The sequence below is a fragment of the Candidatus Liberibacter sp. genome (genome assembly GCF_014048425.1).
GTDB lineage: Bacteria > Pseudomonadota > Alphaproteobacteria > Rhizobiales > Rhizobiaceae > Liberibacter.
Genome location: NZ_JACETX010000001.1, coordinates 1 through 18,183, shown reverse-complemented (window position 1 = coordinate 18,183; position 18,183 = coordinate 1). Strand labels below are relative to the sequence as shown.

The following is an 18,183-nucleotide window of genomic DNA, read 5'->3' as shown; positions in this document are numbered from 1 at the left end:
TATGTGATGCGCTTTCGTGATTCAAAAAAAATGCAAAATCTTATTACTGTGCAGAGATCTCTAAAAAGAATAATGGAAAGCTATCTTATAGAGACCATACGTAAACGTGAGGAAATCAATCTTTTGAGAAAAGAACTAATAGAATCGACGGAATCTATCTTGTTTGTGAATCCTGCTTTAGCTTGTCATTATGTCAATTTCTATCGTCATTTAAGTGAAGATGAAAAAAAAATAACGGATTTACAGAGAATTCAAGAGGCTAAAATCTTATCTGGCAAGATAAAACTCGATCGTTTGACTAGGATGAAAGATGAGTCTCTTCTTTTTGAAGAGCGTGAATATGATGAAGAAAAAAACCAAGATAATATAGAGCAACGCATACTCTTTAACACAGTTTCTCACAAGTTTAAAACTTCATACTGAAGTTTGTTGTTAAGAGAATATGGAGCGGTTCATATGAATTTTTTGGCTGTTGATAGTATTGGTTATTCGCAAAGTATGGATAAGAATTCCGAGAAAATCTCAGGGGGGAAGTCCTCACCTGAATCCTTCAGTTCTTTTCTTCAAGGAGCTTCTGTATATAAAAATTCTGATGAATCAAAAGATATTCCAGAGGCATTTAAGAAATTGCAAGTTGTTATGTTTCAGTATTTTGTTAAATCACTTTTACCAGAAGAAACAGTCAAATCTCTAGGAGGCGGTTTTTATGGAGATTTTTGGAAAGAAATATTAGCAGAAAATATGAGCAATATGATAGTCAAACAGAACAAAACAGCCATCAATTTACATTCCATTGAGGGGTTCGAAAATACGAATTTTGAGAAACATGATAACAAACTAAAACAATAGGTGATGTACAGTGGTAATAGGGAAATAAATTTGGAAAATACCAGTGGATCTACGACGAATGATCATCATATTCGAGCGATTTTGAATAGGATTACGGAACTTATAGATAATGAAAACAATAATTTAGAAAACAATATACCATTTGATATGAGTGTTTCGAATGACAATAAGGGACGTTGTTTATATGAGTTGTCTATCTTATTTGATAAAATTGATTTTGCAGAGATATCGTCCGGTTACGTAGATCAGATGCGTATTTTGCGTGAAAAATTAGCAGTGAATGCATGTCGTTTGGAGTCTTATTCAGCGGCTGCTCGAGTTGTCGCTGATTTATTCAAAAAAAAGCTACAAGATATGGATGCTGATGGGACCTATTCCAATAGATAGTGTTTTTTCGAGATTTTTATAAATGTTAAAAGTTTTTTTTTCTGGATTGTGGGTATCGGTAATAACGCTCATATCAATTTATATTTTCTTCCTGCATTTTTCTAAGATGAATGCAGAGAATTATAAAGAAAATTTTCAAGAAAAGTCTTCCGAATTGGTCGCAGGAGAATTGGTGTCTATTCCTGTAATTGCTGAGGGAGCTGTTAAAGCTTATTTTTTTATCAAACTATCATTCAATATAAACCAACCCACAACTAAATTATCACATCATTATATCAGAGATATTGCTTCTGATTATCTTTACACATTGCTAGTTGGTTCTGCAATGAGCGATCTTTCACAAATTAAAGAGTCTGATCTTGAGAATTTTCGAAAAAAAGTAAAAGAAGGTTTAAATTCTAAGTTAGGCGTTAAAATCTTATCAGATGTTTTTATAAATCAAATAAATTACCTATCTGCAACTGATCTACACTCTAGTTGTCATGTTTTAGGTAATTCAATAATAGATCTTAAGAAGAGACTTATCAATGATAAAGATCAAAAGTAAAATGGAATTTCTGAGCTTTGGGCTTTGAACTTACTTTCGTTTCTTTATAAGTAAAGAAAGAGATAAATGAGCCTATCATCTGAAGAGAATCGGAGGCAGAATTGCTTTTGAAAGGTGCGGAGTAGACACGCGGAAAACATAGTGGGTTATCTGTGGTTTAAGATTCGAGGCGATTAAGTCATTGTTTTTTTGGTTATAGGTTTGATAATATCCTTATTATCAATGATGGAAAAGGCTGAAAAGCAAAATTCCTACAGATAGTCTGGTCAAACAGAGAAAAGGATCTTTTGACCTTGCTGAATCATATTAGGACTTATTAAGTGATTGATATTAGTCTATAAAAACCTCAGAATCCCTGTGATCGATCTCACAAGGATTCTTTTGGCGATAGTTGCAAGCAACTAGGGATTAGGGATTTATATGTTGAAAATAGGGGGTTTTTTGACCAGTCACCCCAGGCTTAGTTCTTAGTTTTATAAATAGCCCAACAATCCATTGCTAGCTTGGGATTAGTTAAATAGGCATATGGCATCAAAAATATCCCTTATCTCCGACTTGGTCTCCCCATGAATTTCGGATGCGGAACAGCTGTGTACGGTCATCATATCCCACACATAAGACGGCATGCCCCGCGACCAATTTGTCATTCGGTCCTGGCAAGGGGATATGCGTGTTCGGTGGATTGTTATTATACCAATTGTCGTAAACCATAAAACCGAACACAAACGGATCGCCATTGGCAAGGCAGGCTTTTAGATGAGTGATATCCTGATTCTTAATACGATTATATTGAGTAATGACATAATTAGCTGCATCCTTATAGCAAGCAAGATGCACTGGGTTTTTTTCTCGCCAAGGAACCTTTAGGAAATTCCCCGTCTACTTTTGCCATCGTACCGTCATATGGCCATGTATTTTCCGAGCAAACACCGATTTTATGCAGCGTTTTTATTCCATCGCGCAGCGTTGCCCCAGAATCATGATTCACGTGGCCTTCAATAAGTCGTTCATTGTAGTAAATGAATAGCCTGGAAGGTATGAAATCCGGTATTGCTCGATGTGCAAGTCTTTCATATTGAATAGATCCGGCAAGAGCATTTGCTGTGCATGAACCTATTTGACCTTGGTTATAGACCGGAGGGCAAGAGGATGTCAGATCAACCACAGGTGGTAACTTGCATACGAGGGATTCATGAGGAATATAACTAAAGTCGCGAATGTCTGGGAGGTCTGGAGTATATCCAAATTTGGCTTTGATCCTTCGTGGGAGTTTTTTCATAGGCGCCTCCATATGGGGATTATACTATAATACGGTTTCATAATTAAGTTATATATACAATAAATTCCTCTCATAATAAAAGCAAGGAATATATTGCTATTATGCAAGTTTTAAAAAATGAACTTAATAGTTCTCTGTTAGTTTATAATCGACATTAAGTATTTGATTTATAGATATTTTTTTGTATAAACTCCTTGCCTTTTGAGTAGGTTCAGAGCTATCAATATAAGAAATTATATGTTGAGACGATTGTCTTGTTCGCATTACAACAAATCACTTCTTTGGTTTATGTTTCTGCTTGTGTTATACTCTTCCCAGTCACGAGAAGCCATTATAAAAGTCAAATAACTACAAAGGAGATGTCTAGTGGGAATCTTGATTGATGGAAAGGGTATAGCGGCTTCAGTAACTGGTAAAGTTTCCAAAGCCTCTGCTTATTTAGAAAAAATTAAGGGTATTAAAGCCGGACTTGCTGTTATTATCGTTGGTGATAATCCAGCCAGTCTTTCATATGTATCCGCAAAGGCGCGTATGGCAACACGTTGTGGTTTTCACTCTATTCAGTACAATTTTCCGGCAGATATTTTGCAAGATGATTTGGAAAAAGTTATCCTAGACTTGAATAAAGACGTTTCTATTCATGGAATATTAGTACAACTTCCTCTTCCAAAAACTTTATGTTCTCATTCGATTATTCAGTCTATTTTGCCAGAAAAAGATGTGGACGGTCTTCATGTCGTAAATGCTGGAAAGATCATAATGGGTGACTTTAAGACAGGTCTTATTTCATGTACTCCAGCAGGAGCGATGGTATTAATTGATCAATTCCAAGGATATGATTTATCAGGTCAACATGCTGTAGTTATTGGACGTTCGAATCTTTTTGGCAAGCCGATGGGACAGTTATTGCTTGCTAGGAATGCCACAGTTACTATGGCACATTCAAAGACCAAAAATTTGCCAGAAATTTGTCGGGAAGCCGATATTCTTGTGGTGGCAGTCGGCCAACCTCGCATGGTCAAAGCAGATTGGATCAAGTCCGGGTCTTTGGTTATAGATGTTGGGATTAATAGAATTAATTCTCCTGAAGTAAGTAAAAATATATTAGTAGGGGATGTTGATGAAGGGTGTAGAGAAGTTGCGAAAGCCATTACCCCTGTGCCTGGTGGGATTGGTCCCATGACGATAGCCATGCTTATGGCCAATACAGTTATTGCTGCTTGTCGCTTTGCTGGTATGAATCCGCCTAAATTTGATGAACCTCTTTTAGCTCAGAACCCGAATACCATTAACCCGTGAACGATCAAGATACTCCTTTCCTTCAAAGAAAAATGCCGATAATCGCATTGCATTGGTTTTGATCAAGTGAAAAAGGAATTATAGATATATAAAAAAGAGATAGTATAATTTATCGTCGGAGGCTGTGTTGTTTTTTATTTCAAGAGCGTGGGAAGCACAAAACTCCAGATAAAAGGGCAAAATACCCCCTCTGAATGGAAAGTAGAAGCATCTTGCACCAGATACTCCGTGAGGAATGAAGTGATTGGTCTTTAGAGGAAAGGCAGGGGGAGATATTGTCCTAACTTCAGCAACTCCTCCCAATTGCATATGTCTCTAGCTCCGTCTTTATATTGCTTTAAGGACCAAGGATTCCAACGGTATCTTACAAGATTGAGAACTTTTTAGGATTAATCCTCACTATACCGAATAACGCTGACAACCCGATGCATAGAAAAATTAGAAATGGTTTTTTTAAATCAAGGAGCCCAGTATATGTCAACAGGGGAAGTGGCGCGTCGTAAAATGGCTCTAATAGGCATTTCTTCCTCGCTAAATCCTGAAAGTGCCACCTCTAAGATATCTTTTTTCCGGACGCTTTCAATATGTAAAGATAGGAATCTTGCATCACGTAATGCCGAAAAAGTCATGGTTATACGTTTTTCATTGATGGAAGGATCTTCTGTTGCAATTATAGATGGTGGAGTATTGGTATCTAACGCCATAGCTAGATTGTTTCCTTTAGGGAAAAAAGAGGCTGTATGTCCATCTATTCCCATTCCTAAAACGACTACATCAAACGGAAAATCAATAAATTTACGAATTTTGTCGTTTGCTAATAAAGCCGATTCCTGTACTGTATCGCTTGGATAGTAGAGTGCAATAAAGGACGATTTGCGGGCTTTTTTTTGAAGAAGATATTGTGAAATTAAGGCTTGATTCGATCGTGAATCGTCAAGAGATACGAAACGTTCATCGACCAATGTTACCATGATTTTTCCCCAGTCGATATCTTTTTTTGAAAGTTCCTGTAGGAATATTTTTGGCGTTGATCCTCCAGAGAGTGCAAGATTTGCAGATCCTCTATTTTGGATGCTCACAGATAGTTGGGTAGCAACTCTTTGTGCTAATTTTTGTGCTAATTCTTGTCTATTGAGAAAAGTATGTAATGTTAGGGCATTATCTGAGATTTTTTTAAGTATTTTCATGCCACTGACGTCCATCCCTTTCTATTAATGTTTTGGACGCTTTCGGCCCCCATGTTCCTGCTGCGTAGCTTTCAACTTTTTGTTTGGTATTTTGCCAACTTTGTAAAATAGAATCCGCCCATCGCCAGGCTTCTTCAACTTCATCATAACGCATAAAAAGTGTTTGGTTGGCACGTATAACGTCCATCATTAGGCGTTCATAGCCATCAGGATTACGGACTTTAAAAGCTTCAGCAAAACAGACATCAAGAGCAATTTGTTTAAATTGTATGTCACTGACTCCAGGATCTTTGGTCATGAGAAGTTGTTTTATCCCACCATTAGGTTGAAGACGGATAACGAGTTTGTTTTCTTTGATATCAGCAAAGTTATCGCCGAAAACAGAATGAGGAACAGGTTTAAAAGAAATGACAATTTCTGAAACATATTGGGCAAGATGTTTCCCTGTACGGAGATAAAAAGGGACACCAGCCCAGCGCCAGTTTTTGATCTCTGCTTTGATAGATACGAAAGTCTCTGTGTCAGATATGCCAGTTGGAATTGTCTCAAGATAACCTTTTGCGGGAAGACCATTAATAATTCCAGATCGGTATTGTCCGCGTACGGTTAGCTGTTGGACGTTTTCAGGAGAGATCATCTTGAGCGCTTTCAACACTTTTATTTTTTCGTTATGAATAGCATTGGGATCTATAGAAGCAGGGGTTTCCATGGCAACAAGGCAGAGAATTTGCAAAATATGATTTTGGATCATGTCGCGTAGTGCGCCAGTTTTATTATAGTAGTCAATGCGATTTTCTATCCCAATAGTTTCTGCAGTTGTGATTTGGATATGATCAATATGATGCGTGTTCCACAGAGATTCATAGAGTGTATTCGCAAATCGCAATACCATAAGTCCTTGGACCGATTCTTTCCCGAGATAATGATCAATTCGGAATATTTGATCTTCTTTGAATATTTGACTAATGGTTTTATTAAGAGATCTTGCTGAAGAAAGACTATGACCAATAGGCTTCTCTATCACAACACGTGTGGATGGTGTAATAAGTTTATTTGCATGTATTTTTTGGGAAATTTCCTTAAAAAATTCGGAAGAAACTGCCAAGTAAAACACTCTAATACGCTTTGCATTGGTTTCTAGTAATTCTTTGAGAATTGCCCACTCATGATTTTTTTCAATATTTAAGCTGACATAAAAGAGATGGGAAAGAAATTCTTGCGTTTGTGAGTGATTGTATTCACCATCCTTCAGATGTTTTTTAAGTTCTTGATCAATGAATGTACGGTAACTATCGGTTGTCATTTTTGTTCTAGAAATACCAATAATTCGACTTGATTTTTTAAAATTTTCTTTGATCATACAGTTATACAGAGCAGGAAAGAGTTTGCGTCTGACCAGATCACCTGTTCCGCCAAATACAATGCAGTCAAAACAATCAAAATTTTCAATAGGAGTAGTTTGATTTTGCATTTAAATTTTCACCATGACTGTTATATGGAAATGACCTATTATGATTTTAAATAAGAATATGTCATGTGATGTAATATAAGCACATCTTCGTGAGAATGGTCTATCTTGGTTATGATTCAATATATTTATCGTGAATATTGCATCTCATTTGGGAGAATTATTGCCTCAGACGTTTAGCAATAAAAATTCTCTTTCCCAAGGACTGATGACTTGCATAAATGTTTCAAATTCATTTCTTTTTAAAGTAGTGTATATATCTATGAATTTTGATCCGAAAATATCTTTAAAATCTAGAGTTTCTTCTAAAAGAGTGACGGCTTCAAGCAATCCTCGTGGTAGGTTTATTGATTTTCGATTGGCGGAAATTTCAGTAGCTTCTGTTGGTTCAATTTCTTGCAGAATACCTAATAATCCGCATGCCAATGATGCGGAAAGAGCTAGATAGGGGTTTGTATCTGATGAAGGAAGTCGATTTTCCACTCGTCTTGTATTAGCATCGGAGAAAGGCACACGGAATGCTGTCGTCCTGTTATCATATCCCCAAGAATTATTGACAGGACATCCCATCTCAAGAACCAATCGGCGATAAGAATTACCATAAGGAGCAAGCATAACTAGGGATTTTGGAATATATTTCTGCAGACCCCCTATGAAATATCTAAAAAGTTTTGTTTCAGATCCATCTGGATGAGTAAAAATATTACTATTATTTTCAATATCTAATACTGATTGATGGATATGCATTGCGGATCCAGGATGATTTTGCATTGGTTTTGCCATGAAGGTAGCGTAGATATCATGTTTAAACGCTGCTTCACGGATAGTGCGTTTGAACAAAAAAACCTGATCGGCCAGCGTGAGTGGATCACCGTGGCGTAAATTAATTTCGAATTGAGCAGGCCCTTCTTCATGTATGAGGGTGTCTATTTCAAGCCCTTGTTTTTCAGAAAAATCCCATATGTCATCAATGATCTCATCAAATTCATTGATTCCCATAATGGAATAACTTTGTCCCCCAAGTATTGAGCGTCCAGAACGACCTTTTGGGGGATGTAATGGATAGTCAGGATCTTCATTCCTGGCGATTAAGTAAAATTCAATTTCTGGTGCAACTATAGGCTTTAGTCCATTTTGAGCATAAAAATCCAGAACTCTTTTCAAAACGTTGCGAGGTGTATAGGAAACTTCCTCGCCATTATAATCGATAACATCACAGATTACCTGTGCTGTTGGATCTGTTTCCCAAGGAACAACACTAAGAGTAGATAGATCAGCAGATAATCTCAGATCTCCATCTCCTTGTTCGTGACGAAAGGGAGGAGGTGATTTAAGAGATTCTCCAGAAATAGTATGGCGGTAGATTGCTGAAGGTAGGGCTAGAGGTATGTTAGAGACGAATTTTGATGATGGCATCATTTTGCCGCGTGGCATGCCTGCTAAATCTGGCGTAATGCACTCAATATCTTCAATCCCGCGTTCTGCGAGCCACTGTGCAGCTTTTTTCCAGTCTGTTACGCCACGTACACCGAATTGATATTGATTTTTTTTTTTCATAGTAAGGAATCACCCGATTACGATATATAAGTATGAGCATACCATTGTTTCTGAGATTATTGAAACGATTTTTGAAAATCGTTTCATGCATGTATACGAATGAGATCGTTTTGGTGTGCAGATTGTTCTTTCTAGTCACACGTCTAGAGGTGAAAGAGTAGATGAGATACGGGGAGATCCGATTTCTTCAAAATAAATCACCGAAATACCGAAAATTTAAACAGATTTACGTTATTCAATTTCTCTGGTTATTGCACAAGTCTTTGCATCTGAAGAGGAAACGAGGTGTATTTGAAGAGCTATGCTTTGGTCTTTGGTACGGATCATATAAAATGATCAACTTTAGAGACATTAGGGATATCTTTTTTCTTGTGATCTGGCTATTATGTAAACCGTGGCTTCGCAAGCAACAGCCAATTGAATTGCAGCAACTCCTATACCACTTGTGCCTTCATGCATTAGGACGGTTTTTCGATTGCTTATTTTGGCTGTTTGAAAGAGATTTGCCTATATAGCAAAGAAAGATTCTGGCAAAATTACAGCTTCTATAAATTTTTATGCAAGGATGATACCATATTCTTCAGCAGATATGAATCCATAATACTGCAAGAATAGATTTTAAGTATGCTGGATATCTTTTTTGGAATTTTATTTATTTTTAAAGATAAAATAGGAAAGTATTGGTATATTGCTGAGAACGGGTTTTGGGTATTGCGTTTAGATTTTAAAGGCTTGCTATTTTGAACAGATATCCTAGATAAGATATATTCCCTTAGTGTAAAAAAGATAGGGTATAAATACAAAGTACAGAGTTAATGGAGGGCTATTCTTTGTATTGAGATGTGGTGTTTTTGTTTTCTAAGGCTATAATTCCACAGTTTTCTTTTGAGAATGGATTGGTGGCGGTAGGGTGCTGTGATGGCAGTAGAAGTCGTCTTACTAGAGAGAGCGAGTATTTTTCGTGATTCGTTTAGATAGATGATTAAGATTTTGTTTTTAAATATCATAGTGAGAAATGGTGGGGATCTATGTCGATAGCAATAAGTGGAAAGAAAAATAGAGATTCTAATATTGAGTATAATAATTCCGTAGATTTTCCTGTTCTTGATGGTGCGGATGATTCTTTAAAAAAAATAATTAAGATTGCTAAGCGGCGTGGCTATGTGACGATAGATGAATTGAATGCCGTTCTTCCCTCTGAAGAGGTTAATTCTGAGAAGATTGAAGATACAATGGCTATGTTGTCTAATATGGGGATTAGTGTAGTTGAGGGTGATGACTTAGAAGAAGGATCTGAGGATGCCTTAGAGTTGAACGATTCTAGTAGTTCGATTGCATCTGTCCAAAAGCGCAAAGATTCTGTTGATCGTAGTACTGATGATCCTGTCCGGATGTATTTACGTGAGATGGGATCTGTCGAATTATTATCGCGTGAAGGGGAAATTGCAATAGCCAAGCGGATAAAAGCTGGTCGTGAAACAATGATAGCGGGTTTATGCGAAAGTCCTCTGACCTTCCAAGCTCTTATTATTTGGCGTGATGAATTAAATGATGGCACCACTCTTTTGCGGGAAATTATAGATCTTGAAGCAGCATGCGCTGGTCCAGAAGCCAAAGAGGTTGTGAATTTTCAGGATTCAGAATCTGGAAGGGATCGCCTCCATGCAAGTGAAAAGGGAGAGGCTACTTCTCAGAAAAAGAACGGTGATGGTGACAATATTACAGGAATGAGTGATGTTGATAGGGACGGCATTTTAGATGAAGATGAAGATGATGAAGATGAAGACGATTCTACACAAACTCTTTCTGCTATGGAAGATCAACTGCGACCACAAGTCATGCTTACGCTTGATGAAATCGCTGAGACCTATAAACAATTGCGTCAGTTGCAAGATGCTGCAATCAATCAGGATAGTGGCAAGAGATCTTCAGAACATATAAAGTTAAAAGACAAGTTGATTGAGCTGGTTAGATCACTTTCCCTTAATCAGAATCGCATTGATGTGTTGGTCGAACAGCTCTATGATATTTCAAAACGAATTGTGCATAATGAAGGTAAATTATTGCGATTAGCTGAATCGCATGGAATTAAGCGTGATGTTTTCCTAAAGCAATATCAAGGTTATGAGCTTGATCCAAATTGGTTGGAGCGTATAAAAAGTTTTCCTGATCGCGGATGGAAAAGTTTTGTTTCTGATAAGTTGGATTCTATTGTAGAAATTAGGAATGAGATTAATGGAATTTCATCCGAAACGGGGATATCAGTCGGTGAATTTCGGCGGATTGTGTTGATGGTCCAAAAAGGTGAACGTGAGGCGAGTATTGCCAAAAAGGAGATGGTTGAAGCTAATCTTCGTCTCGTTATATCTGTTGCTAAGAAGTATACAAATCGTGGATTGCAATTCTTGGATCTTATTCAAGAAGGTAATATTGGCTTGATGAAAGCTACTGAAAAGTTTGAGTATGAGCGAGGTTTTAAATTTTCAACGTATGCAGTATGGTGGATTAGACAGTGTGTACTGCGTTCTATAGCTGATCAGTCTCGTACGATCAGGATTCCCGTTCATATGACTGAGACGATCAATAAAATTGTTCGGACATCGCGTCAGATGTTGAATGAAATTGGTCGCGAACCTATGCCTGAGGAGTTGGCAGAAAAGCTTGCTATGCCTTTGGAAAAAGTTCGAAAAATTTTAAAAATCGTTAAGGAACCGATTTCTTTAGAGACACCTATAGGTGATGAAGACGCTTCGCATCTCGGAGATTTTATAGAAGATAAGAATGCGGTATCTCCGGTAGATGCTGCTATTCAGTCTAATTTGCGTGAAACTACTACTCGTGTTCTTGCAACTTTAACCGCCCGGGAAGAGCGGGTATTGCGTATGCGTTTTGGTATAGGAATGAATACGGATCACACTCTTGAAGAGGTTGGAAAGCAGTTTTGTGTTACCCGCGAACGCATTCGTCAAATTGAAGCAAAGGCGATCCGAAAATTAAAGCATCCTAGTCGTTCAAAAAAATTGAGAAGCTTTCTGGATTATTGATTTTTTATAGAGAGAATTAAATCGTTATAGAGGATTGCAATTCCCATATTACGAAAATACATCCGGACAGGAGCATCAGTGCTACGATCAATAGAATCTTTGCGCTTTTGAACAGATGCACCCGAAATACCAGAATCGCTCATCTTTCAGGAACAGATCATTCTTCTAAGTCATCACCCTCAACTTACACTACTCCCCATGTTGGACAATATAGCCTCGTATCTTCAATCTTTTCAGAAATAACTTCTACTTCCCTTTCATGCGACACTAACTCGACAGATTATGCCTGCTACGATTGGGTAGGTTGAGGTTTATTGTCTATGATGTTCAGTTTTCTTTGTGAGAGCGATTGGGGAATTTCTCCAGTATAATTCAATATCATCGATTCATTCGTTATATTGCCTGTTATTGTACAATCCTTGGGACTTATTGGTATTTGAATCAGTCGAAATTACGAGGGTTATTTTATAACTCCATGAGCTGATTATTGAGAGTAGGATCTTTGATTTTAAGAACGTGTATGGAACACAGTAGATGAAATAAATACACTTATTTATTAAAAATCTGATAGTAAGATGGTATTTTATAGATTCGCATGGTTTTATATTTTTAAGAACAGGATTCGTTTTACTCTGCATATTATTCCATTGACTTCGTTTCACAGATTTTTATCTTTTGTGACTTGTGGAGGATAAGGAAGCTTTACAAAAGCAAGCCATAGCGTATTTTTTGCGTTTTGCAAAAATTCTCTCATTATTTATTGAGATAGCATCCATTAGGTGAATATTCTTGGGATCAATCCAAAACACAAAGCGGGGGTTTCAGTGGCATTCTCTGGATTTTTTTCCTTGAAGATTAGTGGAGATTGGATTCGTTTTTGCATATCCTATGCAAAAGATTTCGATGTTGTTAATTGACATGTACTACAACAATTCTTTGTATTTTCTCTCCAAATATTTTTGTGGGTAATCCATAAGTTACTTGTTGGTAGATACAACTATTTGTTCTGAGATCATAAATATTTCCTTAATCTTGTTGGATTGATCTGATCAAGGTTTTTTTAAAGACTTGAGATTCACTGCTTATCGTGATTCAAAGCAGATGTTATGAGCATATAAACATTGATTGTTTAAGCAGGGGAGTTGAATATTACTCCATAAGAGAAGCAACAAGTTCTCTTTGTTTGTGTAGGATGCGATGAAATACATTTATCAGTCATGGATTATTTTGCCTTTAATTTTTGCAAGGGCTTCTTATAAATTTAGCCCAGGATTTTTAGGAAAAAGGGATTATGAAGAAGAATCCCATGATAGCCGCTATGGGTTTCTTTAAAAAACTCAAGGGATTTATTTTGAAGACGAGAAGTTAAGGATACTATAATAACCTGCTTTTGAAAAAGGAGATTAGGAAAATAGAGCACAATCATAAGATGAAGTGCATTATATCTCAAAGAGCCTCGCTATTGCTGATGTCACAATTATAATAATAGCCTATTGTTTTTGGAGGTTTGCAACGTTTCTGATTTTGATTTTCAGTTTTGGTATTTTCGATTGGATGTGTATAAAGTTTTTTAAAAATTTCCCAAAGCGCTCATTGATTTCTTAACGAGCCTATCAATCCTCTTTTTAAATCTTATCATGGTTTGTGAATCTTTCTTCATCCTACAACCTATTAGCACGTCGTAAGATGGTGGATTTAGAATAAAACTGGACATTTAGGATTATTTTTCTTCATTTCTTCATATTATATAGCGTTATTACCGTTTTAAGTATAAAAAAGGTTCATTAAACCCTGTAAAAAAATCCCCGTAAAAATAGTTTTTGAATTTTTTTTCTAATGCGGAGTGTTTATTTTCTGAAAATCATCAATCCCAAGACAAAGTTCCGCCATTTTGATATTCGTTCACACGCGTTTCAAAAAAGTTTTTTTCTTTTGGGATATCTATGGATTCACTCATCCACGGAAAAGGATTCGATGTTTTATCAAAAACAGTGGAAAGTCCAATCTGTGTACATCTACGATTGGTTATAAAGCGCATGTATTGCTCGCATAACTCGGCATTCATGCCGAGCGATTCCCGAGGAATAGTATCTCTTCCATAAGAAGATTCAAGAATAGCCGCATACTCCAGCATTTCTTGCACCTCTTTTTGAAAAGATTCTGTCCATAAATGTGGATTTTCAATCTTTATCTGGTTAATTACATCAATGCCGAAGTTGAGATGGACCGATTCATCTCGCAAGATATATTGATATTGTTCTGCAATCCCTATCATCTTATTATTTCTGCCTAGAGATAGGATTTGTGCAAAGCCTGTATAAAACCACATTCCTTCGAAAACCACGTAGAAAGCAATAAGATCTCGCAGAAAATCTTGATCCTGTTCAGTCGTACCAGTAGCGAAAGAGGGATCTCCAAGATTTCTCGTATACCGCAATGCCCAGCTGGCTTTATCAGTAATAGATGGGACTTCACGATACATGTTGAATAATTCTCCTTCATCAAGACCGAGACTTTCTACAATGTACTGAAATGTATGCGTATGGACGGCTTCTTCAAAAGCCTGCCTTAAAAGATATTGGCGACACTCTGGATTAGAAAGATTCCGATATATAGCCAAAATGATATTATTGGCAACAAGACTTTCAGATGATGCGAAAAATCCAAGATTACGCTTGATCATACGACGTTCATCTTCTGTGAGACCATTATCCGATTTCCATAGGGCAATATCTGCTTGCATAGAAACTTCTGTTGGCATCCAGTGATTATTACAAGCGGCTAGATATTTTTCCCAAGCCCATTTATATTTTAAAGGTAAAAGTTGATTGACATCAGAGCGGGCATTGATCATCCTTTTTTCATCTACATCAATGCGTGCGGCACCGCGTTGTACAGGTCCTAACCCTATATTCTCAGAAGGTCGACTAGGAGAAGATGGTTTTTCGGTAAAGTTAAGATTAAACGGATTGGTGCTGCTCATGATAATGCTTCTTTCTGATTACTGACAGACTTCACAACCAAAGCTATCTTCCTTACAAGAAGATACACTAGATTGATTAGAAGACGATATAGAGACTCCATTTAACTTACCATCGACGCCTTCTAATGTGGACTTTTCGACTTGTGTTGCTGAACGTGTACGTAAGTAATATGTTGTCTTTAAACCCATTAGCCAAGCCTGACGATAGATAAAATCCAATTTATTTCCACTCGGATTGGAAAGGTATAAATTCAATGACTGAGCTTGATCAATCCATTTTTGTCTTCTTGAAGCGGCTTTAATTAACCAGATAGGATCGATTTCAAAGGCTGTTGCATATATTTCTTTAAGATCTTTTGGAATGCGGCTTATTTTTTCGATACTTCCATCACAATATTTTAAATCAGAGATCATGGTATCGTCCCAGAGATCTCGTTCCTTTAAATCGCGTATCAGCGCAGAGTTAATAACAATAAAATCGCCAGACATATTTGATTTGACAAAAAGATTTTGATAGGAGGGTTCAATAGATTGCGATACGCCACAGATGTTAGAAATTGTCGCTGTAGGTGCAATTGCCAGACAATTCGAATTGCGCATACCAACAGATACAACTCGTTTCCGCAGAAAATCCCAATCCAATCGTGCAGATCTATCAACGTTTAATTCAGCGCCACGTGCATCAGCCAAAGATTGAATAGAATCGATAGGCAATATTCCCTGTGACCATAAAGATCCCTCAAAACTTTTGTAACGACCGCGTTCTTCTGCAAGATCGGTTGAAGCTGCAATGGCATGAAAAGATATATATTCCATACTCTGATCAGCCAAATCCACAGCTTCCTCGCTTTCGTATGGAATACGCAACGCATGCAATACATCCTGAAAACCCATGATGCCGAGTCCGATAGGGCGATGTTTAGAATTCGATGTTTTGGTTTCAGGAATTGTATAAAAATTAATATCAATAACATTATCAAGCATTCTCAATGCTGTACGAACAGTTTTAGCCAGCTTATCATAATCAATACCATTGGGAAGAAGATGAGCAACTAGATTCACTGAACCAAGATTACAGACTGCCACTTCATCTTTGGACGCATGCAATGTAATTTCTGTACAAAGGTTTGAAGAATGTATCACGCCAACATGTCGCTGTGGTGACCGAATATTGCAAGAATCCTTGAAGGTAATCCATGGATGTCCGGTCTCAAAAAGCATTGTAAGCATTTTACGCCATAAACTCACAGCCGAAATTCTACGAAAGACTTTCATTTTCCCTTGTTTCGCTTTTTCTTCATAGGCAAGATATGCCTTTTCGAAAGAAAGACCATATAAATCGTGTAGATCACTGGTCTCATCAGGGGAAAATAACGACCATAACTCATCATTTTCTACTCTTTTCATGAAGAGATCAGGAATCCAATTCGCAGTATTCATATCGTGAGTACGCCTACGCTCATCACCAGTATTTTTTCTAAGCTCTAAAAACTCTTCAATATCAATATGCCACGTTTCCAAGTAAGCACAAACTGCTCCTTTGCGTTTTCCTCCCTGATTGACTGCGACAGCAGTATCATTTGCAACCTTGAGGAAAGGGACTATGCCTTGGCTTTTTCCATTGGTTCCCCGAATAAGAGAGCCAAGACCACGGACGGATGTCCAATCGTTCCCGATGCCACCAGAGTATTTAGCAAGAAGGGCATTGTCTTGTATAGATTTAAAGATTTCACGAAGATCGTCGGATATCGTTGATATAAAACATGACGAAAGTTGAGGGCGACACGTGCCAGAATTAAATAGCGTTGGTGTAGAACACATAAAATGAAAAGAAGAAAGAAGATTATAAAATTCAATGGCTTTTTCTTCTTTATCCTTCTCTTTCAAGGAAAGTCCCATAGCGATGCGCATAAAGAAAGCTTGAGGCATTTCGAAATGAACACCATTAACATGCAGAAAATAGCGGTCATAAAGTGTTTGAAGACCGAGATATTCAAATTGAAAATCACGCTGGGGTTTGAGAGCCGCTGCCAGAAGATCAAGATTAAAATCAGATAAAGCGGGAGAAAGTAATCCAGTGGCAATACCCTTTTTTATGTAATCGTCAAAATATCCTGGATACAAGAGAATCATTTCCTGATGCGTAGCTTTTTTAGACTCTTTATAGATGCTGGTCAAAACTTCACGGCGCAATTTATCCAAAAGCAAACGAGCACAAACCTTAGCATAGTTAGGTTCTTTCTCAATAAGAACGCGTGTCGCAAAGATAGGAGCAAGCTCTAAATCGGTTTCATTGATACCATCATATAAACTTTTATAGGTTTCGGTGAGTATTATCTCGTGTGAAACATCTTCTAATCCTTGACAGGCTTCCTCAACGACAGATTCTAATCTTTTAGAATCAAAAGGACAGAGGGTTCCTGTGTCTAACTTGATTTGCAAACTTGGCATGGTGACTGGTGTACTACTTTGCGATTGTAGCTCTGTAGTGCGGAGATCCGAACGCTCTTCACGGTATAAAACATACGCTCTGGCAACCTTGTGATATCCGCTGCGCATCAAGGAAAGCTCTACTTGATCTTGAATATCCTCAATGTGAGCAATAGGATTGGCGATACAATGGCGCAATAGCCTTTCAACGGTTTTATTAGTAAGATCCTGAATGCTATTTTGGACGCGACTTGAAACTGCTGCCCCTTTTCCTTCAACGGCAACGAATGCCTTCATGATTGCAAGACTTATTTTTGAAGGATCAAAAGGCGTCACTAACCCATTGCGGCGAACAACCTGAACTCCTTTTATCTTTTCGGGAAATGGATAGGGTAACAATGGAAAAAAAACATCGCATGACGATTTATCATGGTTTTTTTTGGAAATATCCGAATTTATTGCCATTATTTTTCACCCATCGTTGGTAAAAAATCTTGCAACAAACTTCTTTCTTCGTTGATTGGAGCAGGAGTTGTTGTCGAAAGCATGTTGAATACTTTCCCATCTTTTAGGGAGTAATGATTGATATCCATTACGCGATTATCGTTTCCAAATCGGATCGCGACCACATCCCGATTCATAATCTTCGGTTTCAAAAAATCAAAGAGACGTATCCGTTTCTGCGAAATATAATAGAAAGTTTTTGTTGAGGTCGAGATCGTTGAGGGAGGGCCAAGAGACATGATGACATATTCGCGAGAACGGTGGAGAAACGACGATGGTTTGGAAATATGCTCACCAGAACTGATGATAGGAGCATGATAGCAACTACTCATCAAATCGGTAAAAGAGACCAGAAGCGCCGCTTTGATTATCTTAGTTGCGCATAAAGACCAGTCTCGGAACTTAAACGATTGACAAATTAGGTGCATTTTTGCGTGTATCCCCCAAAGCTTTTCGCTAGCAGGGGAATTAATCCCCCTATAAGTGTCAAGCCCTTTAGTTTCAAACAAAAGATTCGAGAAAATATTGTCTTGATAATAATACACATACGGTTAACGTCAACTGATTTCTGCGTTCATACTATTGTATGGCTCACCTCAGTGGGTTCCTGCTTTATTGGACAGCTTAATTGTGTATTCCTCCACAGGCA

The 18,183-nt window shown here is 37.5% G+C and carries 15 protein-coding genes; 6 read left to right on the top strand and 9 right to left on the bottom strand.

From position 1 onward, the window contains the following. Positions 1 to 6: 6 nt before the first annotated feature. The 4 genes from H0G72_RS00070 to H0G72_RS00055 all read left to right on the top strand — a co-directional run bounded on the left by H0G72_RS00070 (position 7) and on the right by H0G72_RS00055 (position 1,783). Positions 7 to 423, top strand: coding sequence for a hypothetical protein (locus H0G72_RS00070; protein ID WP_182016495.1), 417 nt, complete (start codon positions 7 to 9; stop codon positions 421 to 423). A gap of 33 nt (positions 424 to 456) precedes the next feature. After that, a complete protein-coding gene (locus H0G72_RS00065; RefSeq protein ID WP_259345061.1) occupies positions 457 to 849 on the top strand; it encodes a hypothetical protein in 393 nt (130 codons plus the stop codon). Between the two features lie 30 nt (positions 850 to 879). After that, positions 880 to 1,236: a hypothetical protein gene (locus H0G72_RS00060; protein WP_259345060.1), complete on the top strand. Its 357-nt coding sequence runs from the start codon at positions 880 to 882 to the stop codon at positions 1,234 to 1,236. Between the two features lie 106 nt (positions 1,237 to 1,342). Next, positions 1,343 to 1,783: a hypothetical protein gene (locus H0G72_RS00055; protein ID WP_182016379.1), complete on the top strand. Its 441-nt coding sequence runs from the start codon at positions 1,343 to 1,345 to the stop codon at positions 1,781 to 1,783. 531 nt (positions 1,784 to 2,314) lie between these two features. Here the strand turns inward: H0G72_RS00055 and H0G72_RS06100 are convergent. Continuing rightward, positions 2,315 to 2,620: a C1 family peptidase gene (locus tag H0G72_RS06100; RefSeq protein ID WP_220456054.1), complete on the bottom strand. Its 306-nt coding sequence runs from the start codon at positions 2,618 to 2,620 to the stop codon at positions 2,315 to 2,317. Next, on the bottom strand, positions 2,601 to 3,062 hold the full coding sequence (locus tag H0G72_RS06095) for a C1 family peptidase (RefSeq protein ID WP_220456053.1): 462 nt from the start codon (positions 3,060 to 3,062) through the stop codon (positions 2,601 to 2,603). The genes H0G72_RS06100 and H0G72_RS06095 overlap by 20 nt, the downstream gene beginning before the upstream one ends. 366 nt (positions 3,063 to 3,428) lie before the next feature. Here H0G72_RS06095 and folD point away from each other — a divergent pair, with 366 nt between their 5' ends. After that, on the top strand, positions 3,429 to 4,361 hold the full coding sequence (gene folD, locus H0G72_RS00045; RefSeq protein WP_182016377.1) for a bifunctional methylenetetrahydrofolate dehydrogenase/methenyltetrahydrofolate cyclohydrolase FolD: 933 nt from the start codon (positions 3,429 to 3,431) through the stop codon (positions 4,359 to 4,361). 458 nt (positions 4,362 to 4,819) lie between these two features. Here the strand turns inward: folD and pgl are convergent, their stop codons facing one another. From pgl to H0G72_RS00030, 3 genes are all read right to left on the bottom strand, one after another. After that, entirely contained in the window at positions 4,820 to 5,548 is a 729-nt protein-coding gene (pgl, locus tag H0G72_RS00040; protein WP_259345059.1) for a 6-phosphogluconolactonase, read from the bottom strand. Further along, positions 5,535 to 7,019, bottom strand: a complete 1,485-nt coding sequence (zwf, locus tag H0G72_RS00035) for a glucose-6-phosphate dehydrogenase (protein WP_182016373.1) — start codon at positions 7,017 to 7,019, stop codon at positions 5,535 to 5,537. Before zwf ends, pgl begins: the two co-directional genes overlap by 14 nt. 165 nt (positions 7,020 to 7,184) lie before the next feature. Beyond that, positions 7,185 to 8,573 carry a glutamine synthetase family protein gene (locus H0G72_RS00030; RefSeq protein WP_182016371.1) on the bottom strand — a complete coding sequence of 463 codons (1,389 nt, stop codon included), beginning with the start codon at positions 8,571 to 8,573 and terminating at the stop codon, positions 7,185 to 7,187. Between the two features lie 1,034 nt (positions 8,574 to 9,607). Between H0G72_RS00030 and rpoD the strand changes: the two genes are divergently transcribed. Next, a complete protein-coding gene (gene rpoD, locus H0G72_RS00025) occupies positions 9,608 to 11,617 on the top strand; it encodes an RNA polymerase sigma factor RpoD (protein ID WP_182016491.1) in 2,010 nt (669 codons plus the stop codon). Here rpoD and H0G72_RS00020 read toward each other — a convergent pair. The 4 genes from H0G72_RS00020 to H0G72_RS00005 form a co-directional block, all read right to left on the bottom strand. Beyond that, positions 11,611 to 11,760 carry a hypothetical protein gene (locus tag H0G72_RS00020; RefSeq protein WP_182016369.1) on the bottom strand — a complete coding sequence of 50 codons (150 nt, stop codon included), beginning with the start codon at positions 11,758 to 11,760 and terminating at the stop codon, positions 11,611 to 11,613. The genes rpoD and H0G72_RS00020 overlap by 7 nt on opposite strands. Positions 11,761 to 13,481: 1,721 nt before the next feature. Further along, positions 13,482 to 14,600 (bottom strand): ribonucleotide-diphosphate reductase subunit beta, encoded by a 1,119-nt coding sequence (locus H0G72_RS00015; RefSeq protein WP_182016367.1) that lies wholly within the window; start codon positions 14,598 to 14,600, stop codon positions 13,482 to 13,484. 18 nt (positions 14,601 to 14,618) lie between these two features. Beyond that, positions 14,619 to 17,495, bottom strand: coding sequence for a ribonucleoside-diphosphate reductase subunit alpha (locus H0G72_RS00010; RefSeq protein ID WP_182016365.1), 2,877 nt, complete (start codon positions 17,493 to 17,495; stop codon positions 14,619 to 14,621). Further along, positions 17,495 to 17,962 carry an outer membrane protein assembly factor BamE gene (locus H0G72_RS00005; RefSeq protein WP_182016363.1) on the bottom strand — a complete coding sequence of 156 codons (468 nt, stop codon included), beginning with the start codon at positions 17,960 to 17,962 and terminating at the stop codon, positions 17,495 to 17,497. Before H0G72_RS00005 ends, H0G72_RS00010 begins: the two co-directional genes overlap by 1 nt. Between the last annotated feature and the right edge of the window lie 221 nt (positions 17,963 to 18,183).

Coding starts and splice junctions, on each gene's coding strand:
- H0G72_RS00070 (WP_182016495.1), top strand. CDS start 7: ATGCGCTTTCGTGATTCAAAAAAAATGCAAAATCTTATTACTGTGCAG.
- H0G72_RS00065 (WP_259345061.1), top strand. CDS start 457: ATGAATTTTTTGGCTGTTGATAGTATTGGTTATTCGCAAAGTATGGAT.
- H0G72_RS00055 (WP_182016379.1), top strand. CDS start 1,343: ATGAATGCAGAGAATTATAAAGAAAATTTTCAAGAAAAGTCTTCCGAA.
- H0G72_RS06095 (WP_220456053.1), bottom strand. CDS start 3,062: ATGAAAAAACTCCCACGAAGGATCAAAGCCAAATTTGGATATACTCCA.
- pgl (WP_259345059.1), bottom strand. CDS start 5,548: ATGAAAATACTTAAAAAAATCTCAGATAATGCCCTAACATTACATACT.
- zwf (WP_182016373.1), bottom strand. CDS start 7,019: ATGCAAAATCAAACTACTCCTATTGAAAATTTTGATTGTTTTGACTGC.
- H0G72_RS00030 (WP_182016371.1), bottom strand. CDS start 8,573: ATGAAAAAAAAAAATCAATATCAATTCGGTGTACGTGGCGTAACAGAC.
- H0G72_RS00020 (WP_182016369.1), bottom strand. CDS start 11,760: ATGAGCGATTCTGGTATTTCGGGTGCATCTGTTCAAAAGCGCAAAGAT.
- H0G72_RS00015 (WP_182016367.1), bottom strand. CDS start 14,600: ATGAGCAGCACCAATCCGTTTAATCTTAACTTTACCGAAAAACCATCT.
- H0G72_RS00010 (WP_182016365.1), bottom strand. CDS start 17,495: ATGGCAATAAATTCGGATATTTCCAAAAAAAACCATGATAAATCGTCA.
- H0G72_RS00005 (WP_182016363.1), bottom strand. CDS start 17,962: ATGCACCTAATTTGTCAATCGTTTAAGTTCCGAGACTGGTCTTTATGC.